The organism is Paraburkholderia pallida, from assembly GCF_004524855.1.
Classification (GTDB): Bacteria; Pseudomonadota; Gammaproteobacteria; order Burkholderiales; family Burkholderiaceae; genus Paraburkholderia; species Paraburkholderia oxyphila.
In genome coordinates, this window is the sequence record NZ_CP038149.1 from 1817031 (window position 1) to 1840263 (window position 23233).

Annotated in this window: 23 protein-coding genes, 2 tRNA genes and 1 rRNA gene; 9 read left to right on the forward strand and 17 right to left on the reverse strand. The window is 65.1% G+C overall.

What is annotated here, in order from left to right; genetic code table 11:
* Positions 1 to 67: 67 nt before the first annotated feature.
* The 10 genes from E1956_RS23230 to E1956_RS23280 form a co-directional block, all read right to left on the reverse strand.
* Positions 68 to 143: transfer RNA gene (locus E1956_RS23230), tRNA-Ala, on the reverse strand.
* Between the two features lie 46 nt (positions 144 to 189).
* Positions 190 to 266 (reverse strand) — tRNA-Ile (locus E1956_RS23235).
* Positions 267 to 332: 66 nt separating this feature from the next.
* Positions 333 to 1858 (reverse strand): 16S ribosomal RNA (locus E1956_RS23240).
* 475 nt (positions 1859 to 2333) lie between these two features.
* On the reverse strand, positions 2334 to 2888 hold the full coding sequence (locus E1956_RS23250; protein WP_134753303.1) for a phosphonate degradation HD-domain oxygenase: 555 nt from the start codon (positions 2886 to 2888) through the stop codon (positions 2334 to 2336).
* A gap of 51 nt (positions 2889 to 2939) precedes the next feature.
* The gene (locus tag E1956_RS23255; RefSeq protein ID WP_134754783.1) at positions 2940 to 3629 is read right to left on the reverse strand and encodes a GntR family transcriptional regulator; all 690 of its coding nucleotides are present in this window, start codon (positions 3627 to 3629) and stop codon (positions 2940 to 2942) included.
* A gap of 115 nt (positions 3630 to 3744) precedes the next feature.
* The gene (gene phnV, locus E1956_RS23260) at positions 3745 to 4635 is read right to left on the reverse strand and encodes a 2-aminoethylphosphonate ABC transport system, membrane component PhnV (protein ID WP_134753305.1); all 891 of its coding nucleotides are present in this window, start codon (positions 4633 to 4635) and stop codon (positions 3745 to 3747) included.
* Positions 4625 to 5548 (reverse strand): 2-aminoethylphosphonate ABC transporter permease subunit, encoded by a 924-nt coding sequence (locus tag E1956_RS23265; protein ID WP_134753307.1) that lies wholly within the window; start codon positions 5546 to 5548, stop codon positions 4625 to 4627. Before E1956_RS23265 ends, phnV begins: the two co-directional genes overlap by 11 nt.
* Positions 5526 to 6644, reverse strand: coding sequence for a 2-aminoethylphosphonate ABC transport system ATP-binding subunit PhnT (gene phnT / locus E1956_RS23270; RefSeq protein ID WP_232071559.1), 1119 nt, complete (start codon positions 6642 to 6644; stop codon positions 5526 to 5528). Before phnT ends, E1956_RS23265 begins: the two co-directional genes overlap by 23 nt.
* Before the next feature lie 95 nt (positions 6645 to 6739).
* Entirely contained in the window at positions 6740 to 7825 is a 1086-nt protein-coding gene (gene phnS, locus E1956_RS23275) for a 2-aminoethylphosphonate ABC transporter substrate-binding protein (protein ID WP_134753309.1), read from the reverse strand.
* Between the two features lie 438 nt (positions 7826 to 8263).
* Positions 8264 to 9019 carry a DeoR/GlpR family DNA-binding transcription regulator gene (locus tag E1956_RS23280; protein WP_134753311.1) on the reverse strand — a complete coding sequence of 252 codons (756 nt, stop codon included), beginning with the start codon at positions 9017 to 9019 and terminating at the stop codon, positions 8264 to 8266.
* 258 nt (positions 9020 to 9277) lie between these two features.
* Between E1956_RS23280 and E1956_RS23285 the strand changes: the two genes are divergently transcribed.
* On the forward strand, positions 9278 to 10921 hold the full coding sequence (locus tag E1956_RS23285; protein ID WP_134753313.1) for an ABC1 kinase family protein: 1644 nt from the start codon (positions 9278 to 9280) through the stop codon (positions 10919 to 10921).
* Between the two features lie 159 nt (positions 10922 to 11080).
* Positions 11081 to 11980 carry a DMT family transporter gene (locus E1956_RS23290; protein ID WP_134753315.1) on the forward strand — a complete coding sequence of 300 codons (900 nt, stop codon included), beginning with the start codon at positions 11081 to 11083 and terminating at the stop codon, positions 11978 to 11980.
* 90 nt (positions 11981 to 12070) lie between these two features.
* Here E1956_RS23290 and E1956_RS23295 read toward each other — a convergent pair whose 3' ends face one another.
* Positions 12071 to 13294: a L,D-transpeptidase gene (locus E1956_RS23295; RefSeq protein ID WP_418789296.1), complete on the reverse strand. Its 1224-nt coding sequence runs from the start codon at positions 13292 to 13294 to the stop codon at positions 12071 to 12073.
* A gap of 303 nt (positions 13295 to 13597) precedes the next feature.
* Here E1956_RS23295 and nadE point away from each other — a divergent pair, with 303 nt between their 5' ends.
* Positions 13598 to 14425 carry an ammonia-dependent NAD(+) synthetase gene (gene nadE, locus E1956_RS23305; RefSeq protein WP_134754787.1) on the forward strand — a complete coding sequence of 276 codons (828 nt, stop codon included), beginning with the start codon at positions 13598 to 13600 and terminating at the stop codon, positions 14423 to 14425.
* A 157-nt stretch (positions 14426 to 14582) separates the two neighbouring features.
* Here nadE and E1956_RS23310 read toward each other — a convergent pair whose 3' ends face one another.
* A complete protein-coding gene (locus E1956_RS23310) occupies positions 14583 to 14867 on the reverse strand; it encodes an RNA-binding protein (protein WP_134753321.1) in 285 nt (94 codons plus the stop codon).
* A gap of 328 nt (positions 14868 to 15195) precedes the next feature.
* On the reverse strand, positions 15196 to 15804 hold the full coding sequence (locus tag E1956_RS23315; protein WP_232071561.1) for a hypothetical protein: 609 nt from the start codon (positions 15802 to 15804) through the stop codon (positions 15196 to 15198).
* Between the two features lie 448 nt (positions 15805 to 16252).
* Between E1956_RS23315 and E1956_RS23320 the strand changes: the two genes are divergently transcribed.
* The gene (locus tag E1956_RS23320; protein ID WP_134753323.1) at positions 16253 to 16621 is read left to right on the forward strand and encodes a hypothetical protein; all 369 of its coding nucleotides are present in this window, start codon (positions 16253 to 16255) and stop codon (positions 16619 to 16621) included.
* Here E1956_RS23320 and E1956_RS23325 read toward each other — a convergent pair.
* Positions 16579 to 16875, reverse strand: coding sequence for a toxin-antitoxin system TumE family protein (locus E1956_RS23325; protein WP_028222128.1), 297 nt, complete (start codon positions 16873 to 16875; stop codon positions 16579 to 16581). The genes E1956_RS23320 and E1956_RS23325 overlap by 43 nt on opposite strands.
* Before the next feature lie 287 nt (positions 16876 to 17162).
* Between E1956_RS23325 and E1956_RS23330 the strand changes: the two genes are divergently transcribed.
* Positions 17163 to 17678: a DUF1993 domain-containing protein gene (locus tag E1956_RS23330; protein ID WP_134753325.1), complete on the forward strand. Its 516-nt coding sequence runs from the start codon at positions 17163 to 17165 to the stop codon at positions 17676 to 17678.
* A gap of 125 nt (positions 17679 to 17803) precedes the next feature.
* On the opposite strand, the gene E1956_RS23335 is transcribed toward E1956_RS23330, so the two are convergent.
* Positions 17804 to 18430 (reverse strand): LysE family translocator, encoded by a 627-nt coding sequence (locus E1956_RS23335; RefSeq protein WP_134753327.1) that lies wholly within the window; start codon positions 18428 to 18430, stop codon positions 17804 to 17806.
* Positions 18431 to 18566: 136 nt separating this feature from the next.
* On the opposite strand from E1956_RS23335, the gene E1956_RS23340 reads away from it, so the two are divergent.
* The 3 genes from E1956_RS23340 to E1956_RS23350 are packed head-to-tail and all read left to right on the forward strand — an operon-like array spanning position 18567 to position 19706.
* The gene (locus E1956_RS23340) at positions 18567 to 19031 is read left to right on the forward strand and encodes an Lrp/AsnC family transcriptional regulator (protein ID WP_134753329.1); all 465 of its coding nucleotides are present in this window, start codon (positions 18567 to 18569) and stop codon (positions 19029 to 19031) included.
* A gap of 44 nt (positions 19032 to 19075) precedes the next feature.
* A complete protein-coding gene (locus E1956_RS23345; protein WP_035534754.1) occupies positions 19076 to 19309 on the forward strand; it encodes a hypothetical protein in 234 nt (77 codons plus the stop codon).
* On the forward strand, positions 19296 to 19706 hold the full coding sequence (locus E1956_RS23350) for a nucleotide triphosphate diphosphatase NUDT15 (protein WP_134753331.1): 411 nt from the start codon (positions 19296 to 19298) through the stop codon (positions 19704 to 19706). Before E1956_RS23345 ends, E1956_RS23350 begins: the two co-directional genes overlap by 14 nt.
* On the opposite strand, the gene E1956_RS23355 is transcribed toward E1956_RS23350, so the two are convergent.
* A complete protein-coding gene (locus E1956_RS23355) occupies positions 19703 to 20887 on the reverse strand; it encodes a pyridoxal phosphate-dependent aminotransferase (RefSeq protein WP_134753333.1) in 1185 nt (394 codons plus the stop codon). The two genes, E1956_RS23350 and E1956_RS23355, sit on opposite strands and share 4 nt — an antisense overlap.
* 226 nt (positions 20888 to 21113) lie before the next feature.
* Positions 21114 to 22319 (reverse strand): fumarylacetoacetate hydrolase family protein, encoded by a 1206-nt coding sequence (locus E1956_RS23360; protein ID WP_134753335.1) that lies wholly within the window; start codon positions 22317 to 22319, stop codon positions 21114 to 21116.
* A 138-nt stretch (positions 22320 to 22457) separates the two neighbouring features.
* Between E1956_RS23360 and E1956_RS23365 the strand changes: the two genes are divergently transcribed.
* On the forward strand, positions 22458 to 23204 hold the full coding sequence (locus E1956_RS23365; RefSeq protein ID WP_134753337.1) for an IclR family transcriptional regulator: 747 nt from the start codon (positions 22458 to 22460) through the stop codon (positions 23202 to 23204).
* Positions 23205 to 23233 lie beyond the last annotated feature (29 nt).

Sequence of the window (23233 nt, forward strand, 5' to 3'; positions counted from 1 at the left end):
TGACTGGCTCAATCGCCAATGCGTAATACCCGGTTTGTGTTTCTACCGGACACTAGGCATTGAAGATTGGTGGAGGATGACGGGATCGAACCGACGACCCCCTGCTTGCAAAGCAGGTGCTCTCCCAGCTGAGCTAATCCCCCAGTCATACATGCTCGAGGGATCCGCTTTCGCCTTATGCAGACAAAGTGGTGGGTCTGGATGGATTCGAACCATCGACCCCCGCCTTATCAAGACGGTGCTCTAACCGACTGAGCTACAGACCCCTGAGTCTGTCTTTTCTACAGCCGACAAGTGTGAGCGCTTTAACAAGCTTAAGCGGTGAGCTCTGGAAAGGAGGTGATCCAGCCGCACCTTCCGATACGGCTACCTTGTTACGACTTCACCCCAGTCATGAATCCTGCCGTGGTGACCGTCCTCCTTGCGGTTAGACTAGCCACTTCTGGCAAAACCCACTCCCATGGTGTGACGGGCGGTGTGTACAAGACCCGGGAACGTATTCACCGCGGCATGCTGATCCGCGATTACTAGCGATTCCAGCTTCACGCAGTCGAGTTGCAGACTGCGATCCGGACTACGATCGGTTTTCTGGGATTGGCTCCACCTCGCGGCAGCAACCCTCTGTTCCGACCATTGTATGACGTGTGAAGCCCTACCCATAAGGGCCATGAGGACTTGACGTCATCCCCACCTTCCTCCGGTTTGTCACCGGCAGTCTCCCAGTGCTCTTGCGTAGCAACTAGGGACAAGGGTTGCGCTCGTTGCGGGACTTAACCCAACATCTCACGACACGAGCTGACGACAGCCATGCAGCACCTGTGTTATGGCTCCCTTTCGGGCACTTCCACCTCTCAGCAGAATTCCATACATGTCAAGGGTAGGTAAGGTTTTTCGCGTTGCATCGAATTAATCCACATCATCCACCGCTTGTGCGGGTCCCCGTCAATTCCTTTGAGTTTTAATCTTGCGACCGTACTCCCCAGGCGGTCAACTTCACGCGTTAGCTACGTTACCAAGCCAATGAAGGCCCGACAACCAGTTGACATCGTTTAGGGCGTGGACTACCAGGGTATCTAATCCTGTTTGCTCCCCACGCTTTCGTGCATGAGCGTCAGTATTGGCCCAGGGGGCTGCCTTCGCCATCGGTATTCCTCCACATCTCTACGCATTTCACTGCTACACGTGGAATTCTACCCCCCTCTGCCATACTCCAGCGATGCAGTCACCAATGCAGTTCCCAGGTTAAGCCCGGGGATTTCACATCGGTCTTACATCACCGCCTGCGCACGCTTTACGCCCAGTAATTCCGATTAACGCTCGCACCCTACGTATTACCGCGGCTGCTGGCACGTAGTTAGCCGGTGCTTATTCTTCCGGTACCGTCATCCCCCTTCGGTATTATCGAAAAGGATTTCTTTCCGGACAAAAGTGCTTTACAACCCGAAGGCCTTCTTCACACACGCGGCATTGCTGGATCAGGGTTGCCCCCATTGTCCAAAATTCCCCACTGCTGCCTCCCGTAGGAGTCTGGGCCGTGTCTCAGTCCCAGTGTGGCTGGTCGTCCTCTCAGACCAGCTACGGATCGTCGCCTTGGTAGGCCTTTACCCCACCAACTAGCTAATCCGCCATCGGCCGCCCCTATAGCGCGAGGTCTTGCGATCCCCCGCTTTCATCCGTAGATCGTATGCGGTATTAATCCGGCTTTCGCCGGGCTATCCCCCACTACAGGACACGTTCCGATGTATTACTCACCCGTTCGCCACTCGCCGCCAGGATTGCTCCCGCGCTGCCGTTCGACTTGCATGTGTAAGGCATGCCGCCAGCGTTCAATCTGAGCCAGGATCAAACTCTTCAGTTCAAACCTGTTACTGTTTTCGGTTCTTTCGAACCGGTCGCTCACTCAAAGCTGACAGGAATTTGAATAAATTCAAAAACCTGACTTACTTTAGTGTGAGACTCTTGATACTTTCGCTACTCCTGTCCGGCTCCGAAGAACCAGTCAGGCCGCTGAAACTCATCAAGCGCCCACACTTATCGGCTGTAAATTTTTAAAGATCGATCGCGAAACCCACCGGCTTACTGCATTACTGCCCGGCGTTTTCTGCGTTGCTGCGTCAGCAGCAGAGAAACGAGATTATGCAGACTCTTTCGCGTTTCGTCAACATCTTTTTTAACGTCACCGTTTAAAAACTGTCGACTCCCCGCACCCCGCCGTTTCTCGCGGCGGCCTTCGCTGCGCAAACCGCCGCAAGCGAAGGGACTGAATTCTAGTCACAGGGATGTCATCTGGCAAGGGGGTTTTTGAGCCCCCTCGAAAAAGACGCGAAACCGACTCACACGTGGCGTTGCATCACGCGATCGACGATCTGCAGGTAGTGGTCGAGTCCCGGCGTTTGCTTGCCCTCGATCTTCGCGAGGTCGTCCCAGCGGCGCAGGCGCACCGCGTCGTCGGCAAAGGGGCGCTCGGCAAATTCGCGCGCGCCATCGGCGTCGAAAATGCCGCCTTGCAGCTGGAGGCTGCGCACCGAATCAGGTGACAGGCGACCGAAGTATGCTTCGTCGGTTGCGCACAGATAGCGCTTCGCATCGACGTGCAGCCGGATCGGCTCCAGCACGCTTGCCGGCAGAATCGGCCGCAGGAACGGCAGCGCGTAGTACTGGTGCAGGTCGTCGATACCGCGCTCAGTCGGCGTTTCGCCCTGGCGATTGAGCAGATGTCCGAGATCGTGGAGGAAGGCCGCCGCCACGAGTTCCTCGCTCGCCCCTTCCTCCTCGGCCAGTGCGCCGCTTTGCAGCGCGTGCTCGAGCTGCGTCACGAGCTCGCCGCTATAGGCCTGCCCGCCATGCTGCTCGAACAAGCCGCGAATATCTTCCAGACTCAGTGCCATGCTGCCCATCCTCCTATTGCCGATCGCGCCAGCGCGCAATTACTCAGCCAGTCAACGGACGTCATCGACGTCCCGTTCATCGTGTTTCTCCTGCGTGCGCATCTGGGCGACCGCCTCGTCGGCGTCGCGCGAGGCGAGTGCGTTCAAGACCGCCCGATGCCGCGCGCAGGACGCCTGTCGCGCCGCCTCGCTCTGCTGTTCGCGCGGCGACAGCCGCCGCTCGTTGGCAGCGCGCCGCCAGGCCTCGTACAGCTTGCCGTTGCCGGCCGCCTCGACCAGTGCGTCGCGAAAGGCTTCGCACGCGCGCGCAAACGCATCCTCGTCGGCGAGCGCGGTGCGCATTGCCTCGAGCCGCTCGTGCAGCGCGCCAACCTGCGCCGCGTCGATACGCGCCGCCAGCATCCGGCACGCCGCCTCTTCGAGGACCGAGCACAGCGAGGCAAGCTCATCCGCCTCCGCGCCTGACACGCTGCGCACGAACACGCCGCGATGCTTCTCGTTGCGCACCAGCCCCGCCTGCTCGAGTGCGCGAAACGCTTCACGCACGGGTCCGCGCGAGACCTGCAGCCGCGCGGCCCATTCGGTTTCGACGAGCTTCGCACCCGGCGCGAGCTGGCCGCGCGCGATGCAGCGCTCGATCTCGTCGCGCACGAGGTCGGCCAGCGAATGCTGGCGCACCAGCGCGAGCGGCGTCGCCACTTCGGCGCGCGACGCGCTTCGCAGATCGGCATCGCGCGTCATTGCCGGCAGGCGCACGGCGCTCAGGCCGCGATCCCGCTCGTCTGCCGGGTCCGCATCGTCCCCGGCCGGTCCTGCGAGACGGTGCAGCGCAACGGTGCGCATGCCGTCCATCGTTTCAGTCCGCACGCCGGCGCGGCACGCGCGCGGCAATCAGCGACAGTGCCGCCAGCGACACGATCAGCAGGATCAGCGAGAGCGCCGAAGCGGGCAGGTAATACCCGCGCTCGACTGCGCCTACCACGACGATCGGCACCGTTGCGAATCCCGGCGGATACACCGTGAGCGTCGCGCCGAGCTCGCCGAGCGAGATCGCGAAGCCCAGCGCGAGGCTCGCGCGGATCGCCGGCACCAACTGCGGGAGCACCACGCGGCGCAGCACCATCGCGGGCGGCGCGCCGAGGCTCGCGGCCGCTTCGCGCAGCACGGTCAGCTCGGGGCGCAGCCCCGCCGCCGCGCAGCGATAGCAAAACGGCAGCACCAGCGCGAGCTGCACGAACACGACAATCGCCGCCGAGCTCGACAGATCCACCGGCGCCTTGTGATAGGCGATCAGCACTGCAAGCCCGAGCACCACGCTCGGCACGCCGTTGGGGACCATCGCGAGCGCGTCGGCAATGGCGCCAAGGCCGCGCCGGTCGCGCCCTTCGAGCGCCAGCGCTAGCCACAGGCCGAGTGCGGTGCCGAGCACCGCCACGCCGAAGCCGACCTCAAGGCTCGTGGTGAGCGCGTCGAAGTCGCTCGAGCCGAGGCGCTCGAACCAGCGCGTGCTGAAGCCGTCGGGGAGTATCGTGCCCGACCAGTGCGAGGCCACGCTCGAAAGTGCGACGACGATCACCGGCAGCACGAAGAGCCAGAAGCACAGCAATGCGGCGAGCGCGAGCAGCACGCCGCTGCCAAAGCGCGCGAGAACGCTGCGCTCGACGGGCCGCGCACGCAGATGCTTCGGCGGCAGGGCGATGTGGTCCGAAGCCGCCGCCACGGGATTGGTTGCAGGATTATTTGCCATTGCGCGCGCCTCCATGACTGCGGCGATTCACGCGCCGATACAGCGCATACAGGGAAAGCGACATTGCGAGCATCACGACGGCACCCGCGGCGGCGGTCGGCAGATCGAGATCGACGGTCGCCGAGCTATAGATCGCCACCGGCAGCGTGACCAGATGCGCGCTGCCGAGCACGAGCAGAATGCCGAACTCGTTGAACGTCAGCAGAAAACACAGAATCGTGCCCGCGGCGATGCCCGGCCACGCGAGCGGCAGGATCACGCGTGCGGCGACCATGCGGTTGTTCGCGCCCAGGCTGCGCGCGGCCTCGATCAGACGCATGTCGAGCAGCGAGAACGCGGCGAGCGTCGGGCGCACGACGAAGGGCGCATAGAACACCACTTCCGCGAGCACGACCCCACCGATGCCGAACAGGAAATCGAGCGGCGGCGCCTGCAGATGAAAGATCCGCTGCAGGCCGATGCTCACCGAGCCCTGCGAGCCGTACAGAAAGATCAGCGTGAAGGCGACGAGAAACGACGGAAACGCCACGAACAGTTCGAGAAAGCGCGTCACGAGCTGCGCGCCCGGAAACGGCTTGAAGAACAGGATCGCGGCGATCGCCACGCCGAGCACGGAGGCGAGGCCCGCGCTGAGGAACAGGATCCACAACGTCGTGCCGATCACGCCGCGCGAATCGGGATTGCCGAAGAACGCCTCATAGGCGTGCAAGCTCAGGCCATGCGCGCCGGTCAGGCTGAGCAGCACGAGCCGCACGAGCGGATAGACGACGAGCGGCCCCAGCACGAACACGAGCAGAAAGGCGATATGCCATTGCGCGCGCCGCTCGCGGCGACGCGCGGCGGCCGCGTGCGCTTCCGCGCCTGGCAGCGGCGCACCCGGGAAAGCGGAATCAGGGGTTGATAAGGACGACATCGTCAGCCTCGTAACGCAGGGAAACACGCATGCCTTTTTCCGGCGTCATGCCGTGGCCGCGTTGCATGGTGACGAGCACCGGATCGTTGGGCATCGCGTCGAGCAGGACCGGCACCGAGAGCACCGAGCCATACCATTCGACGGACTCGATCGTGCCGTGCAGGCTGCCTTCGCCCAGCGGCGCGATGCGCAGGCTTTCGGGGCGCAGGCAGGCGAGCTTGTCGCGCACGTCGTGACGCGCATCGCCCACCGGGAACGCCACGCTCGGCGGCAAGAGGTTCGCCGCGCCCAGATAGCGCGCGACGTAGGCGTCGTTGGGCGTGTCGTAGAGCTGCTGCGGCGTGCCGAGCTGCGCGATGTGGCCATCGCGCATCAGGAGCGTACGGTCGGATAGCACCAGCGCATCGTCCTGATCGTGCGTCACGCAGACGATCGTGAGGTCGGGCAGCCGCTCGTGCAGCGCCTTGAGCTCGGAGCGCACCGAGGCGCGCAGATTGGCGTCGAGTGCCGAAAGCGGTTCGTCGAGCAGCAGCACGTCCGGCTCGATCACGAGCGCGCGCGCGAGCGCCACGCGCTGCTGCATGCCGCCCGAGAGCTGGGCGGGCATGACGTGGCCCGCGTCGCCGAGCTGCACGAGCTTGAGCGCGTCGGCCACGCGCCGCGCGATGTCGCGCGACGGCACGCGGCGCGCCTTGAGCCCGAACGCGACGTTCTCGAACACCGAAAGATGCGGAAAGAGTGCGTAGCTCTGGAACAGCAGTCCCAGGTTGCGCTGATGCGGCGGCACGTGGGTCAGGTCGCGGCCCGCGACGGTGAGCGAGCCCGCGAGCGCATCGGCTTCGATGAACCCGGCGATGAAACGCAGCAGGGTAGTCTTGCCGCAACCGCTGCGGCCCAGCACGGTCAGCAATTCGCCGCGGCGGATGGTGAGCGACAGATCGTCGAGCACCGTGCGCGTGCCGAAGCGCACGCTCAGGCGGTCGATCTGCACGCCCGCTGCGCCGCCGAAGCTGGACGCATCGGAGGTATCGGTCAGGCCGGACACATCCGGCAGTGCGCGGGCCATCTGGCCCGACGCAAGGCTTGCGGTATTCACCGGGTTCTTCTCCTGCAAAACGGTCGACCAGAGCCCGCGCTCAAAAAGCGCTGGCTCTGGTCCCATACAAAGTACTCAGATATTGCTCAAACGCCTTACTGCGGCTTCACGACTTCGAGCTGCTTGCCCGACGAGCCGATCACCTCGTTCTTCCAGCGCGTGGTCCAGTCGGCCTTCTTCGCCATCACCTGGTTCCAGTCCACCGGAATCAGCTTGACGCCCTGGATCGCCTGCTTGACCGCTTCGCCGTTCTTGCCCGTGAGCGCCACGTCCGTGCGGCCCGGAATGCCGAAGATATCCGGCACCTTCGACTGCACTTCCGTCGACATCAGATAGTCGATCAGCTTCTTGCCTTCCGCCTGGTTCGGACCATTCTTGATCAGGCCGATCGCGTACGGCAGCTGGAACGTCGTCGGATGGCCGCCCGCGTCGGCGGCGAGGAAGATCGGCTTGAGCGAGAGACCGCCGTTGGCTGCATCGTCGAGATCCATCTGCAGGTCGCCATTGGCCACCGAGATTTCGTTGCGCGAGAGCAGCACGTCGAGATAGCCGGTGCCCTTGGTGTGGAACTTGGCGCTTTGCTCGAGCTTCTTCAGATAGTCGAACGCCTTGTCTTCGCCCATCAGCGAGGTCGTGAGGATGATCACGGCCATGCCGTCACCGGCCGTGGCCGGGTTCGAGTACGCGACCTTGCCCGAATAATCCGGGTGCAGGAGGTCGGCGAACGTCTTCGGCTGGTTCTTCACGACTTCGGGGTTGATCGCGAACGAGAAGTAGTTGTTCACGAACGTCGCCCACGAGCCGTCCGAGGCCTTCGCCATGGCCGGCACGTTCTTGTAGTTCACGCTCTGGTACGGCTGCAGCAGGCCGCCTTGCTGCGCCTGCTGGATGAACGGCGGCAGCGTGACGATCACGTCGCCCTTCGGCGAATCTTTTTCGACATTGGCGCGGTTCACAACTTCGCCACTACCGGCCGTCACGATATTGACCTTGACGCCTTCCTTCTTCTCGAAGGCAGGCAGGACGTCCTTGTAGAGATTTTCGAGGCCGTCGGCCGTGTACAGCACGACGGCGCCGGCGGCGTGGGCGCTCATTGCCGCGCATTGCAGCAGCGTGGCGGCGGCCACCATGGGCAGCACCTTGCGCGCGAAACCTGCGCGATGGGAATTCCTGTGGTTCATGTCGCTCTCCGAAGGCAAAAACCTTGTGCTCGGGGATACCCGATGCGTGCTTAGTCGAATGTCGAACGTCAGCGGACTGCGCCGCCTGTTATGCCCGTCCGGTGCGGCGCACGGATTGCAGATTGTCTGCAATCCGCCGTTGCCACCCTAAAACCGCCGTGCCGCATGGCACACCAGGAGCCGCCCCGTCTCGCGCGCCGGCCCCGTCTGAACGGGCCCGGCAAGAATCACAGGTTTTCGTGACAGGGCAATGACGATTGTGGCGAATGTCAGAAAATTCCACAATTCGCCAAAAATAAGCATATGACACCGCGTGCGAAAACCCCAGCGGCGACGCGCATGCGGCGATCAGATCGGGGAGTCACCCGGAGCGGCGGGCAGGACAAGGCGCGCGGTGCGTACGCGCGCCGCGCCGGTGGGAGGCTCAGGAAAAGAAAATCAGGCGACGAGAAGCTCGGGCCCGCGCGCGGCAATGGCGCGGGCAATGCCCTTTTCGGGCGCGAGCTCGGTGATCACGTAACGGGCGCGCTCGAAGCCGTTGATGCGCACCGGCGTGACGCGGCCGAACTTCGAGTGGTCCGCCACGACGACCGCGCAGGCGGCGGCCGAGAGCATGCGGCTGCGCACCTCGGCGACCATGCGCGTGTAGTCGGTCAGCCAGCCGTCGGCGGTAATGCCGCCCGCGCCGACGAACGCGTAATCGACGTGATATTGGGCGAGCTGCTGCACCGTATCGAGGCCGAAGGTGGCCTCTTCCTGATCGGACAGCTCGCCGCCCAGCAGCGTCACGCGGTTCTCGTTGCGCCGCCCGAGCAGGAGCGCGATGCGCCAGTCGTTGGTGTAGACCGTGAGGCGATGGCGGTCGATGAGCGCGCGCGCGAGCGCGTGCGTCGTGCTGCCCGAATCGATGATGATGGACGCGCCGTCGGGCACGAACTCTGCTGCGCGCTCGCCGATGGCGCGCTTGGCGCTCGCATTGGCGGCCTCGCGCACATCGAGGTCCGGCTCGCTGCGGTCGCTGGACAGCGCGCCGCCATGAGTCGTCACGAGCAGCCCGCGCCCGGCGAGCGTATTGAGGTCGCGCCGGATCGTCTCGCGCGAGACCCGCAATTCGCGCACGAGATCCGCCACCGAAAGCGCGCCGGTCCGGTTCACTTCAGAAAGGATGTACTGGTGACGTTGTTCTGCGAGCATCTCGGTGGGCGCGCTTGCGCGTGAAATCGGAAAGGCCGCCGTATTGTATTACGCGTGATCCGCAACAGCGCCGATTGGCGGCACGCCCTGTGCCCCCGCACGACCGGACCGGCGCGTGGCGGACCGGCGCGAAATGGGCCGAAACGAACCAAACGGCCCTGCCATCCCGCGGCCATCCCTGCTAATCTCGTGTTGGCCGTTCGGGAACCGGACGGCCCTCCATTTTGTCGATTTGTCGTTCCGTCGACTGCCGCCCCCATGCGTTCACGACTTCGCCAACTGCATCTGCTGTTCTGCGCGCTGCGCTATGGCATCCGGCTGATCTGGCTCGCAGCGCCCGAGCATCACAAGCTGCACTGGATCGTCTCGCTCGCCTCGCGCATGCGCGAGGACGAGCGCCTCGCCACGCATCTGTCGAGCGCGCTGCCGCGCCTCGCGCCGCTCGCGGGCGCCTTCGCGCAGACGCTCGCCACCAGGCCCGAGCTCGCCGCCACGACGCTGCACGACGCCATCGACGCCGTCGAGCACTTCGAAGACCCGCTCACGCCGCAGCAGCTCGATGCCGCCCTGCACGCGGCGCTCGGCAAGCCGCCGCAAACGCTCTTCTCGTGGATCGACCCTACGCCTTGCCAAAACGGCTGGTGCGAGCAGACCCACGTCGCGCGCCTTGCGCTGCCGGCCAGCGGCCATCAGATGGTGACGGTGCGCGTGCTGCGCGCGAAGCAGGTTCAGGAAGTCGACGACGACGCCGCGCTGCTCTGCACCGTGGCGCGCTGGCTCGAGCGCTTCTCGGGCGCCGCGCGCAAGCTGGGCCTGCGCGCGCTCGCCCAGACGCTGCGCGAGGATCTGCAACGCCGTTTCGATCTGCGCGCGCAGGCCGCGAATCTGAGCCAGACGGGACACCACCTCGCGAACGACGCGCGCGTCGTGGTGCCCGACGTGATCTGGGACTTCTGCACGGCCCAGACACTGACGGTCGAGCACATCGACACGGTACGCGTAACCGACATCGCCGGACTAGCCGAACATCACATCAACGTGACGCGCGTGGCCGCGCATCTGATCGAGGTGATCACGCAACAGGCCTTCGAGCATGGCTTCTTCCACGCCGCCTTCGACGCTGGGCGCGTGGCCGTGAGTGTCGAGCCGCAGACGCGCGGCCGCCTCGTGTTCGCAAGCGCGGCGCTGATGACGAGTCTCTCCTCGCCCGAGCGCGAGTTCTTCGTGCATGGCGCGACGGCGCTGTTCGAGCAGGATTACGCGCGGCTCGCTGCGCTGCACCACGTTGCGGGCCACGTGCCCGCGCACGCGCGCACCGAGCAGATCGAAGCCGAGTTGCGCACGCGCAGCGAAGCGCATTTCGCGAGCGATACGAGCACGCGCAGCGCGAGTGCCGTGCTTCATCATCTGCTGCACTCGGTCCAGCCGTTCGGCGGCGAGGTGTCGCCACGGCTCGCCGCCGCGCAGCGCGCGTTCGGCAACGCCGAGGCGCTTGCACGCACGATTCATCCGGGCGTCGATGCGTGGGGTATCGCGAGCGCGACGCTCGCGGACATCGCAAGGCGCGATCTCGGCCCGCAAGGCTGGATCAAGCGGCTCTCCCAGGAGCTGCCGCATCTCGCGCAGATCGCGCCACGCGTGCCGCAACTCATCTACCACTTCATGCAGCATCACACCCGCACGGCGCATGGCCCAGGCGCCGCGCAAGCCCAGGCCGCGGTGCTCGAGGCGCTGCACCGCGAGCACCGGCGCACGCGCGCATTGTTGATCGCATGCGCAGTGAGCGGCGTGCTGGTCGGCGTGGCCGCGACGGTTTTCGCGGCTGTCCCCATCAACCAGGCGAACCGCGAGGGCGCGCCGCACGCCGTGCACTCCCAGCCCGCCGGACCAGTGCAGTCCTGAACAAGACCGGCCCGGCCCGCCCGGGTGATACTTCGGGTCTTTCGCAAACTGTCTGCAAAATGGAGCGCGAAATACTCGCGTAGCGGCGCATTTAAGCGTGCCGGCTGCGCGACGCCGACCGAACCCCGGGGCGCCGCTCTTGCTCGCCATAACCATAAAATGCTCGCCTCGCTCGCTCCCGCCCTCTTCGTCGTCCTGTGGTCGACGGGCTTCGTAGTCGCCCGCGCCATCGCACCTTACGCCGATCCCAACCTGTTCCTGCTCGCGCGTTTCGGCGGCACTGCGGCGCTGTTCGCGTGCGTTGCTCTCGCACAGCGTGCGCCATGGCCGCGCGGACGCGAGTTCGGCAAGCACCTGTTCGCCGGCGCACTGCTGCAGGGTGTGTATCTGGGGGCAAGTTACTGGGCCGTCGCGCAAGGCCTGAGCGCGGGCGTGATGGCGCTGCTCGGCGCACTGCAGCCGCTCCTGACTTCCGTGCTCGCCGCGCCGCTGTTCGGCGAGCGCCTCACGACGCGGCGCTGGCAAGGCCTGTCGCTCGGCCTCGCCGGTGTCGTGCTTGTGCTGATGCCGAAGCTGCATGCGGCGGCCGCAGGCGTCTCCACCACCGCGGCGGCCGGCGCCTCGGGCACGCATGCGAACGCGCTCGTAGTCGTGCTCGTCGCGGTGCTCGCGGTCGGCGCAATCACCGCTGGCACCCTCTATCAGAAGACCTCGCTCGCCAAAGCCGATATCCGCAGCGCGAGCGCGGTGCAGAATGCGGGCGCGGCGGTGGTCGCGGCGCTGCTGGCGCTCGCGCTGGGCGAACATCGCTGGATTGCATCGACGACGCTCTGGATCTCGCTCGCATGGGGCATCGCGATGCTCTCGGGCGTGGGCGTGACCTTGCTCGTCTGGATGGTGCGCCACGGCGATGCGGCCCGCGCCACGGCGCTGCTCTTTCTCGCGCCGCCGCTCGCCGCGCTCGAAAGCTGGCTGCTATTCGGCGAAACGCTCGCGCCGATCCAGATAGCCGGCTTCGGTGTAGCGCTCGCAGGCGTGCTGATCGCGCGACGCGGCTGACTGCCTGAGTGCCCCACCACAGGAGCGCGGCGGGCGCATGGCCCGCCGCGCATCGCTCCCGGCGGCCGTCAATCGGCGCTCAATCCGCCGTCAATCGGCCGTGTCGCCACCCTTGGGCACCTTTGCGCGCGCCTTGCTACCCGGCGCCGGCGCCCATGCCGGCCGCGTCTTGCGCTCGGAATCGATCACGACGATGAAGCGCCCCGCCCACGGCGTGACCTCGCGGTTCGAGTGCAGGACCCAGAGCGACTTGCCCGAATCGACGAGCGCCTGGTACTCGGCGTCGATGATCCCGTAGTGATCGATGAATGCGTTTAGCGACGCGGGGATGCGCACGCAGCCCTTCGAATGGCGAATGCCGAGCAGCGGTTCGAGCCGGTCGGGGTCGGTGGCGTGCATCTGGAAGCGCATCGGCGAGCGGCCGCCCTTGCCCCAGCCGCGCTCGCCGTCGACCCAGCCAAGATCGTAGATACGCATGTCGCGCGCACCGTAGCCACGGATGCCGTTATCGTTCATCGTGCCTTCCGCGCGGAAGTCCATGTTCGAGGGCGTGTGCTCGAACACGCCGAGCGGCGTGAGGAAGTGGTCGAACTCTCCCGGCCGGCCCGTCGCGACGGGCGAGGCGCCGATCATCTGCCACGGCTCGCCCGGCATCGCTCGGAAGTAAATGAAGAGCGTCTGGACCGTGGCGGCACGGTCCACGAGGATGACGAACTCGCCGGCCAGCGCGCCGAGGTTCTTTTCGCCGAGCGCGGCCTGCAGGCGCTGGCCGTACGCACGTTGATCCGCCAGCGGCACGCGCAGGCGGCGCTTCACGTCACGCGCGAACGTCTGGCGCATGGCCAGCGCCTGGTGTGTTTCCGCGGCCGCCTGCGCGGCGGTGAGCTTGGGATGCTCGGGCAACGTGAGCGGAGCCGGCCCAGGAGCGGAAGCCGCCGTTGCAGGCACAGCAGCGGACGATGCCGCCGAAGCCGAAGATGCGGGCACTGCACTCGAGGCCGAAGATGCCGATGCGGCCGACGATGCGGCCGAAGCCGCTGATGCCGGGGCAACGCCTTGCGCGGACGAAGCCCGTACAGGCACCGACGCGCCCGATACCGCAGCCGTCGCGGTTGGCATAGCCGCAGTCGAAGCCGCGATGGCACCCGACGCAACCGGGTGAGTCGCCGCGGCGGCTCCGGACGATGGCTTATGGGCAGCCTGCACGGCCCCCGACACCGCATGCGCGCCCGAGGCGGGCCCGGCCTCCGCCGCCCATGCACTAGCGGCCAACCACGCGCAGGCAGCCGCGCACAGCACGCGGCAAATCCGCAGCGGCGCATGCCGCGCTCCGCGATAATGGGCCTTCGTAAAGTCGCCCCGAACACCACCATTCACGCGCGCAAGCGCGCCGCGCGAGAAACTTTTCTTCATTGTGAATCCGGCAGATTTTGCGTTTTGTCTGGAAACGATTACCGCGCGCCCGGCTGAGAACGTGCTCCCCACTACGCCCATACCCGGCCAGCGCCGCGGCAGGACCATCCGCCATTAAACCAGACAACGCACGCGAGTCGCAGTACGACGCACGCAGCACAAAACGATAGACCGCCCAAGGAGCCCAGTATGAACGCCGCCCCCATGCGCGAAACCTGGCAACACCGCCAGCGCGAGATTGCCGCCGAGCTGAACGTCACCGCAGCATTTTCCGCACCCGAAGAACGCGAGCGCCGCATCGCGTTTCTCGCTAGTTGCCTGCGCGCGAGCGGGTTGCGCACGCTGGTGCTCGGGATCAGCGGCGGGATCGATTCCGCTACGGCGGGCCGGCTCGCACAGTTGACAGTCACGGCATTGCGTGCCGAGGGCCACGAGGCGCGCTTCATTGCGATGCGCCTGCCGTACGGCACGCAGCGCGACGAAGCCGATGCCGCCGAGGCGCTCGCCTTCATCGCCCCCGACGAGACCTTGAGCGCAAACATCGCCCCGCCCGCCGACGCAATGCTCGCATCGCTGACCGCGGGCGGCCTGGCGTTTGCAGATGCAGCCCAGCAAGACTTCGTGCTCGGCAACATCAAGGCCCGCCAGCGAATGATCGCGCAGTACGCGGTGGCGGGCGCACGCGCCGGCCTCGTCATCGGCACCGACCACGCGGCAGAATCATTGATGGGTTTCTTCACCAAGTTCGGTGACGGCGGCGCGGATGTGCTGCCACTGGCCGGATTGACCAAGCGGCGCGTACGCACGCTTGCGCGCCTGCTAGGCGCCCCGGAACGGCTCGTGGACAAGATCCCGACCGCCGACCTCGAAACGTTGCGCCCGCTGCGATCCGACGAAGACGCTTATGGCGTCAGTTACGACGAGATCGACGATTTTCTTGAGGGCAAGCCGGTCAGCGACTTCGCCCATGCGACGATCCTGCGCTTTTACGACACGACACGGCACAAGCGCGCCCTGCCCTGCACGCCATAAGATCCCGTGCCGGCCAAAGCAGGCGAGTAACGGCGCATAGGCAGGGCGGGAAGTTGATTCTGGCGAAGGGCGCGCGACGAGGAAGCGATGCGGAAAAACCATCGCGCCACTGCAAGCAGGGCGCGATCAGTGTGACACTACGGCAAATCGCGAAAAATCAGCGCATTGCCGCTGGGCGCGCATCCTGCGGCCCCTCGCAGTCGAACGGCGCGGCGCTCACACGCAGTGCGACGCCGGCAAGGCGCCGGCTCTGCAACTCGCGCGCGACCGATTCGCCCACGTAAGGCACTTCGGAATCGAGTTCGATGTCCGCATGCGCGTTCGGCGTGCCCACGTCGTACACCGTGACGCCCTTGGCGTAATGCCCAAGCTCACGTTTGATGAAGTCGCGCACTTCTTCTTCACTACAGGTTTCGGGGACGTTCCAGACGGTCAGGTGCATGTTGAACTACCGGTAGCGGCGCGGTCGATCGGCTCGCACCCGCACGGGTTGCAGACTCGCGCGCGCCTTTGCGCGAGCCCAAACCGCCTGTCCGAGCAGGGCTGCGGCTGCAAGCAGGACAAGAGTCGACGATAGCATTTCGCTTTCTCCTCATTTGTTGATCATAGGCAGGATAGTCTCAATCTCCAGCCTGCGCGCTGCGTCATTTTGTCGGACTGCAGCCGGTCGGATGAGCCGATTCCGTGCTTGCAATCATCGTGCCTGGCAGGGGCACATCGGCGCGCTGGAAAGAGATCGTGGGTCCGCCCTCGGAGGGCGATTGTGCGCGTCAGGGACCTTCGTCGCTGCTCGCCGAGGTGGTATCGCCTACATCGGTGCCGCATTGCATGCGCGTGAGCTGATCGTACTGGTGCGCCCAATTGCCGGTGATGGCCGCCTGCGCATGAGCGAGCGATATCCGCCCCGCGCATACGCAACGCTTGAGCCGCACGGTAAGGAGTGACTTGCGCCGTTCGCCAGCGTGACCGCCCCACGGGAGCAGGTCGAAATTCGCAGCGGCATCGGGCGAGCCGCCGAGCAGGATCGGCACGCGCCGGTCGAGCGCGTAGGCAACGCCGTCGCCGGAGTCGATGCCGCGCGCGGCAAGCAGACGGTCCTTCAGCGCCATCGCTTCGTCGAACGGTGGCGCCACGGTATCGGCGTAGCCCGGCCGGCAAATCGTCTCCGCCACCGACTCCTGGGTGACGCGCGCATCGAGCAGTTGCGCGTCCTGCGCCATGACGGGCGCGCTGCGCACGGCGCCGCCAACGGCGAGCGCCAACAGTGCGCCGTGCAGCGCGTAACCGAGCGAGCGCGGGCCGCGCAGACGCTCCCGGCATGCCCTGCCTTCAGCCATGCGACGCCCGGCGCGACGTCCTTCTGCCAATTCTGCGTTCATGGGTCGACGCACCGTACGCTGCCGTACGACACGAAATAGATGGTCAATGCCGGGTAATTAAAACACATTCAAATTCTAAGTGGTGAATCTGCTGCGCCAAACGCTGCACGTTTTCGCACAACCCGCAGTTCGCCGCGCCGGGCCGGGCCGGATCTTCGCGCTTTTGGCGTTGCCTCAACCGGCACCCAATTCCCGAAACATCCTTTTTTCGCCAAGGTGCGGCTACCCGCCCCTTCTGGAGCACCGACAGACACCCATGCCTAACCCCGCGAGTCGCAAGGAATATTTTATTTCGTTATGCAGATTAATAGGTAGACTCGACCGTCACCGAATTGCGCATGCATGAGGAAACATGCATGCGAATGGGGGGGCATACAGAGGCTTCGGTTGGCGTTGAGTCAGCCGAGGACGCTTGGGACATCCTGGCCACAAGCGCCCGAGCACATTTGTGCAACCCGCAACTGGCATTCCAACGGTATTCGGCACGCTCTCGACCGAAACAAAGCCCCTGCTGGCCGCACGTTCACATCACGCTTGGCCGCATTGCAGCCGCAGCGCGATCGAACAACGATTACCGCGATCGAACGCAATGAGCCTCGATCGCCCGAAAGACACCGACGCGAGCTTCGGCCAGCAACTGTATTGCGTCAGCGGGATCTTCGAACGTCAATGCCCGGGTTTCGACCAGGGCTTCTCCGCGATCGGCGTCACGCGCTACGCGTTTGCCGCTTGCAAAAAAATCCGCTTCCGTCCCGTGCCCAAAATGCAGTTTGCTCATGGTGTATGCCTCAATGCGCTCCAGTCACGCGTGAACTGATCCTCGATGTCTTCAAAGCTCACGAAACCCACCGCCTCGACATTTCCAAAGTAGTGTCGATGATGGTAGCCGTGCGCATTGTCATAACCAATGACCCTGCCGTTATCGCGTTGATAGATGTTGTGATTGATGTAGGCCAGGTTGTAGCGCGTTACCCGACCTCGCTCGTTCACCCACACTTCGCGTCGCAATTCGCCATTGCCACGGCGTTTTGCAATGATGTGGCGCGCGTCATGGATTTTCCTTTCAGCCATGATACCTCACGTCATATTTGCCTATGCCGTATCGAGCAGGTCTCAATTTGATTCTCCTCGTTCAGGGCAAAGAACGCTCTCGGCAGAGCAACCGCGCCTTGCACGGCTTGATGCGCACTGGCGTTCTTTCGTGGAAACAGGCCCCCGATGAGAGCAGAGATCCTGGCGACGCCGCAAGATCGGCCGTTCAGGCAATGGCGGCGGCAAAACCGATGGCGCATAATGAGCCGCCCGCCAATCTCCGCTCCGGAGGCCGGCGTGCCCATTCAAAGAAACGAGGATTTCCCATGTCCATCACCATGTATCAAGCCTCGGTGCCCGTGCTCGTGCGCGGCCTCGCCAACCTGCAGACCATCATCGGGAAGGCACAGGCACACGCGGCTGAAAAGCAGATCGATCCCTCGGTGCTGACCGGAGCACGGCTGTTCCCCGACATGCTGCCGCTCGCGCGCCAGATTCACATTGCCACGGATACGGCAAAGGGCTGCGCCGCACGCCTCGCGGGCGTGGATGCACCGAAATTCGAAGATGTGGAAGTGAGCTTCGACGACCTGCATGCGCGTATCCAGAAGACGATCGACTATCTGAAGACGTTCAAGCCCGAGCAGATCGACGGCACCGAAGGCAAGAGCATCACGCTGAAGATGCGCTCGGGCCCGATCGAGTTCACGGGCCAGAACTATCTGCTGGCTTTCGTGCTGCCCAACTTCTACTTCCATGTGACGACGGCGTACGACATCCTGCGCCACAACGGCGTCGAGCTGGGCAAGCTGGACTTTCTGGGCGGCAATCCGAGCGCGTAAAACGCCTGGGTGCGCGGCCTTCGCTCACGAGGCCGGCGCGCGCGTCGCACGAGCAACGTGTGACGCGCCGGGGCCCGCCGTATGCACGCGGCGGGCCATTTAGCGATTGGGTCGCGGCAAACGCATCAATCGAGTGAGAGCCGCACCGCGAAACCGATCAGCGCCGACGCAAATGCCCACTTCTGCACGGTCTGCGCGAGCGGATGTCGGCGCAGCCACACAGCGATGCGGGCCGCGCCCAGCACATAGATCACGTCGAAGAGTGCGCACACGATCACGAGCAGGATGCCCAGCTCGGTCACCTGCAACCAGACCGAGCCCAACTCGGGGCGGATGAACTGCGGCAGCAGTACCGAACAGAACAGCAGCGCCTTCGGATTGAGCAAGTTGGTCAGCAGGCCCTTGAAGAAGTCCGCGCGCAGCGGACGCTCGACCGCTGTGCCAGCCTGATCCGGCAACGCAAAAGCCGGCGCGCGGAAGATCTGCACGGCGATCCACGTCAGATAGACAGCGCCCGCATAGCGCACGATCTCAAATAGCCAGGGCGCGTTATGCAACAGTGCGGCGAGGCCGCACGCCGAGAGCGTGACGTGCGTGGCGCGCGCGAGCGCAAGGCCGCAGGCCGCCGCGAAACCGCGGCGCGCACCGCGGCTCATGCTGGTCTGCATCACCAGCGCCATGTCCGCGCCCGGCAATGCGGAGACGACGATCAGAGCGGCAATGAACATCAACAGCAGGTGGGCGGAAATCATGATGGCCTCGCTTGAAAGAGGCTCTATGTTGCCGCTAACGCCGGAGCGAATTCTGACGTTTTTTGTGGATAACCCTTCAGTTTGAAGCGGAATGCCCTAAAATCTCCTCATCGGAATCGGAAAACCACTCCACGACATGAGCGACCTCGACAAACTCGACCGTGCGATCCTCGGCGCACTGCAGGCGGACGGCAGAATGCCGATCGCCCGGCTCGCCGAAACCGTCGGCTTGAGCGAAACGCCTTGCGCGCGCCGCCTCAAGCGGCTCGAGCAGGACGGCTATATCGAGCGCTACCGGGCCATGCTCTCGCGGCGTGCGCTCGGCTACGGCGTGCTCGCCTATGTCTCGGTGCGCTTCGCCGTGCACGACCGGGCACTGGCAGACCGCTTCGAGCGTGAAGTGTGTGCCATCGAGCGGATTCTCTCGTGCCACAACGTGGCCGGCACGGCGGACTATATTCTGATGGTCGTGGCGCGCGACCTCGACGACTACGGCACCTTCATGCGCGACGAATTGCGCAGCCTGCCGGGCGTCACGGCGGTCGAATCGGCGTTGTCGCTGCGCGCCGTGAAGTCCGAGGGCCGACTGCCTCTGCCGTGAGCGTCCCCGCCCCGCCTTACCCTCTTTTCTAACCGGAGCTTTCGATGAACCCAGAACAGGCACGAGCCGAAGAAGCCGCCGCGATGGATCGCGTGCTGAACGCAACGCAACGCGTCAAGACGGCGTTCACCGCCTTGCAGACGCAGTTTCCGCCACAGGGCGAAGGCCGGCCGTCGCAGTTCGCGCTGCAGACATTCGACGCCGCGCTGCAGGAGCTCGAAGACGCCCAGGCGGCCTTCGACGAGATGCTCAACGACCTGTTCGATGGCAATCGCTAAAGCATTTGAGGCGCCCGTCACCGTCCTGGGCGCCGGCGTCGTCATCCAGCGCGATGGCGCGTGGCTGCTCGGTCTCAGGACGACGCGCTGGGGCTTCGAGACATGGGGGTTTCCTGGCGGCAAGGTCGAGCCGGGCGAAGATCCGCGGGTTGCGGCCGCGCGCGAATTGCGCGAAGAAACGGGCCTCGAATTGCTGGAGCCGCGCTCCGGCGGCTGGGCCACCGGCTGGCTCGAGGCGGGCCGCGTGCGTCACGTGACGCTGTTCATCGAAGGCGAGGCACATGGCACGCCCGCTGTCATGGAGCCGGAAAAATGCGCGCGCTGGGCCTGGTTCACGCGCGATACGCTGCCGTCCAATCTCTTCGAGCCGACCCGCCTGTATTTCGAAGCCGGCTAGCGCTCAATCCCGGGCAGTTGCCGGACGAAGGCCGCAATCCGCTCGCAGGCCTCGATGAGCCGCGCGTCATCGACCACGAAGCCGAAGCGGACAAAGCCGCTTGCCGTTTCGCCAAACGCACTCGCGTCGAGCAGCGACACTTTTTGCGCCTCGAACAGCTGCCAAGTGAACGCGTGCGGATCGAGGCCGGTGCAGCGCACGTCGATCATCATGAACATGCCGGCCTCCGGCAGCAGGCATCGCAATCCCGGCACGCCGCTCAGGCGCGCATAGACGAGATCGCGCCTGCGCCGGTAGATCGCGCGCATTTGCGCCACGATCTGCTCGCGCTGCTCCAGTGCCGTCAGCGCCGCCTCCTGGATGAAGCCGGGCAAGCCATAGAGCATGCACAGCGCCAGCCGCCCCAGATGGCCGATCAGCGTTTCCGGCGCGATCACCCAGCCAATGCGCCAACCCGGCATCGCATGCGATTTCGAAAGACTACCGAGGGTGACCGTCCGGGGTGCCATGCCGTCGAGCAACGCGATGCTCACGTGCTCGCGCTCGAACGTGAGGTCGGCATAGACCTCGTCGGAAACCACCCAGAGATCGTGACGCTTTGCGAGCTGCGCGATGCGCTCGAGGTGCTCACGCGGCATCACCGCGCCGGTCGGGTTGCACGGCGTGGCGAAGAAAATCGCCCGCGTGCGCGGCGTGACCGCCGCTTCGAGCGCGTCGCAGTCGAGATGAAAACCGTTGTCCGGATCGACGGGCACCGGCACGAGCGTCGCGCCCGATGCGCGAATCGCGGCCTCGTAGGTCAGGTACATCGGCTCCGGCACGAGCACCTCGTCGCCCGCTTCGCACAGGCATAGCGAAGCGGCGAACAGCCCGTTCTGCGCACCCGCGCACAGAATCACGTTTTGCGCAGTGACATCGCGCGCGCCCGCCGCCGCGTGCTGCCGCGCGATGGCTTCGCGCAACGGCTCGCGACCCATGATGGCCGTGTAATGCGTATCGCCCGCGCGCAACGCCGCCACGGCGCGCTCGACGACCGGCTCGGGGGTCGCGAAGTCCGGGTCGCCCACGCTCAGGACGATCACGTCCTCGCCACGCCCCGCCGCCTGCTGCGCGGCGTGATGGATCTCCCACGCCGACGTGCGCCGCCCCTGCAAGCGCTCTACCAGATTCGAATATTTCATCGTCCGCGACTCCCTGTGACGGCACGGCGGGCATCAATGAAACGCCGCCTGCGTCGATTCGTGTTCAATCCGTGCTCATTGCCCGATGCGCATTCGCGCGACACGCACATCGCAGCGCCGAACGGCGTGGACACAACGATACCAAGGAACGCGTTCGAGGAAAAATAGCGTGCCGGTATTTCCGAACGGAAACCCTCGCCCCGCTTCCGGTTTCCGTTCGGAAAAATTACGCAGCGGGCGCGATCCCGCGCGCGGCAAGATTCGCGTAGAGCGCACGCACGCCGAATGTCCACGGCGCAATCTCGTCGCACAGCTTCACCGTGTTGACGAGTGCGCCCAGCTGCGGTGTCGAGATCGTCACGATGTCGCCAATATGATGCGTGAAGCCAGAGCCCGCCGCGTCGCGGTCCTGGATCGGCGAGAACATCGTGCCGAGGAACAGCATGAAGCCGTCCGGGTATTGATGATGCGCGCCACAGGTCTGCTCGACGAGCTGCTGTGGGTCGCGGCTGATTTCCCGCATATGGCTCACGCCGTCGAGCACGAAACCGTCGTCGGCGCCCGCCACGTGCAGCGAGACGCTCGCCTCGCGCACCGAATCGAGCGTGAAGCGCCCATCGAACAGACGCACGAACGGACCGATCGCGCACGACGCGTTGTTATCTTTGCATTTGCCGAGCAGCAAGGCCGAACGGCCTTCGATATCGCGCAGGTTCACGTCGTTGCCAAGCGTCGCGCCCACCGCCACGCCGCGCACATTCACCGCCAGCACGATCTCCGGCTCCGGATTGTTCCATGCCGATGCGCGCAGCAAGCCGACATCCGCGCCGAAACCCACCGCGGACATCGGTTGCGACTTGGAAAACACTTCGGCATCCGGACCAATTCCCACTTCGAGATATTGCGACCATGCCCCGCGACGCTGCAACTCCTCCTTCAGGCGCAGCGCGGCTTCGGAGCCCGGCGCCATCTGCGAGAGGTCGGCGCCGACCAGCGCGGTGATGCTCGCGCGCACGTCCGCGGCCTTCGTGCGGTCGCCGCCCGCCTGCTCTTCGATCACTCGCTCGATCAGGCTCACCGCGAAGGTCACGCCGCACGCCTTGATTGCCTGGACGTCGCAAGGCGCGAGCAGGCGCGCCGACCCGTCGGCCGAACGTCCGGCACCGACTGCGTCAGGCAGGCTCGCCGTAAGCAGATCCGCCACCGCGCCTAGCGCCTCGCCCGGCGCGTTGCGCGCGATCTCGAGTGCATCGTCGCGATCGAACAGGTCCGCCGTGGTTGCCACAATGCACGTAATGTCGAACACCTGGCCGCCGCGCACGGCAACCACGCACGGCCCCTCGTGCGCACCATCGCGTCGCCAGACGCGGCCGACCAGCAACGCCTCTTCGAGATCGGTGGGCAGGAATCGGGAAACTGACAAATTGGCCATGATGGTGGACCCGCTTCGTTGCGGGTGTTGACGACGTCACATGGGATAAAGCACGTCGATCGTAGGAGCGCCCGAGCACACTGTCCAACCTGGTGCTAGTATTTCCAACCTGTTGGATATCGAATCGGGTCACGAGCCATGCCTGACGCCTACGAAGTGCCCGCGCTCAAGCGCATCCATGACATTCTCGACGTGCTGGCGCACGCCCAGGCACCGGTACGCGCCGCCGCCATTGCGGAGCAAACCGGCCTTTCGCGCAGCACACTCTATCTGGTACTCGATTCGCTGGAGCGCCGGCGCTGGATCGAAAAGCGCGCGGATGGCTACATCATCGGCGTGACGCTGTTCGAGCTCGGCAGTGCCTATGTGCGGCACGACCAGTTGCAGGAAGCGTTCCGACATGAAGCGGCTACGTTCGTTTCCATTCACAACGAGGTGGTGCAGCTCGCCGTGCTAGACGGCGCCGAGGTGGTCTATATCGCTCGCGAAGACGCCGCGCGGCCCGTGCGGCTCGTCTCCGATCTCGGCTCTCGCCTGCCCGCGCATTGCTGTGCGCTCGGCAAGGCACTGCTCGCCAGTCTTTCGGATGACGAAGTAACTGGTCTATTGCCGAAGCAGCTTGCCGCCGTCACGGCCCGTACCCTTACGCGCCGCCAGGATCTTCTGCAGGCGCTCGCCTCGATCCGCCGCTCGGGGCTCGCCCAGGAGCGCGAGGAGGTCACCGCCGGCCTCGCCTGCTTTGCGGCGTTCGTCGGCGTGACCGTGCTCGGCAAGCGCGTCGCGGTCAGCACGAGCCTGCCGCTCGAGCGGCTCGACGCACGCCGCGAAAAGCGCATGACGATCGCCATCGTGGAGATGGCGCACCGCATCGGCAAGACGCTCTGAATAGCGGCGCGCCCGCGCAGTCTGGCGCG

Coding starts and splice junctions, on each gene's coding strand:
- E1956_RS23250 (WP_134753303.1), bottom strand. CDS start 2,888: ATGGCACTGAGTCTGGAAGATATTCGCGGCTTGTTCGAGCAGCATGGC.
- E1956_RS23255 (WP_134754783.1), bottom strand. CDS start 3,629: ATGACGCGCGATGCCGATCTGCGAAGCGCGTCGCGCGCCGAAGTGGCG.
- phnV (WP_134753305.1), bottom strand. CDS start 4,635: ATGGCAAATAATCCTGCAACCAATCCCGTGGCGGCGGCTTCGGACCAC.
- E1956_RS23265 (WP_134753307.1), bottom strand. CDS start 5,548: ATGTCGTCCTTATCAACCCCTGATTCCGCTTTCCCGGGTGCGCCGCTG.
- phnS (WP_134753309.1), bottom strand. CDS start 7,825: ATGAACCACAGGAATTCCCATCGCGCAGGTTTCGCGCGCAAGGTGCTG.
- E1956_RS23280 (WP_134753311.1), bottom strand. CDS start 9,019: ATGCTCGCAGAACAACGTCACCAGTACATCCTTTCTGAAGTGAACCGG.
- E1956_RS23285 (WP_134753313.1), top strand. CDS start 9,278: ATGCGTTCACGACTTCGCCAACTGCATCTGCTGTTCTGCGCGCTGCGC.
- E1956_RS23290 (WP_134753315.1), top strand. CDS start 11,081: ATGCTCGCCTCGCTCGCTCCCGCCCTCTTCGTCGTCCTGTGGTCGACG.
- nadE (WP_134754787.1), top strand. CDS start 13,598: ATGCGCGAAACCTGGCAACACCGCCAGCGCGAGATTGCCGCCGAGCTG.
- E1956_RS23310 (WP_134753321.1), bottom strand. CDS start 14,867: ATGCACCTGACCGTCTGGAACGTCCCCGAAACCTGTAGTGAAGAAGAA.
- E1956_RS23315 (WP_232071561.1), bottom strand. CDS start 15,804: ATGAACGCAGAATTGGCAGAAGGACGTCGCGCCGGGCGTCGCATGGCT.
- E1956_RS23325 (WP_028222128.1), bottom strand. CDS start 16,875: ATGGCTGAAAGGAAAATCCATGACGCGCGCCACATCATTGCAAAACGC.
- E1956_RS23330 (WP_134753325.1), top strand. CDS start 17,163: ATGTCCATCACCATGTATCAAGCCTCGGTGCCCGTGCTCGTGCGCGGC.
- E1956_RS23335 (WP_134753327.1), bottom strand. CDS start 18,430: ATGATTTCCGCCCACCTGCTGTTGATGTTCATTGCCGCTCTGATCGTC.
- E1956_RS23340 (WP_134753329.1), top strand. CDS start 18,567: ATGAGCGACCTCGACAAACTCGACCGTGCGATCCTCGGCGCACTGCAG.
- E1956_RS23345 (WP_035534754.1), top strand. CDS start 19,076: ATGAACCCAGAACAGGCACGAGCCGAAGAAGCCGCCGCGATGGATCGC.
- E1956_RS23350 (WP_134753331.1), top strand. CDS start 19,296: ATGGCAATCGCTAAAGCATTTGAGGCGCCCGTCACCGTCCTGGGCGCC.
- E1956_RS23355 (WP_134753333.1), bottom strand. CDS start 20,887: ATGAAATATTCGAATCTGGTAGAGCGCTTGCAGGGGCGGCGCACGTCG.
- E1956_RS23360 (WP_134753335.1), bottom strand. CDS start 22,319: ATGGCCAATTTGTCAGTTTCCCGATTCCTGCCCACCGATCTCGAAGAG.
- E1956_RS23365 (WP_134753337.1), top strand. CDS start 22,458: ATGCCTGACGCCTACGAAGTGCCCGCGCTCAAGCGCATCCATGACATT.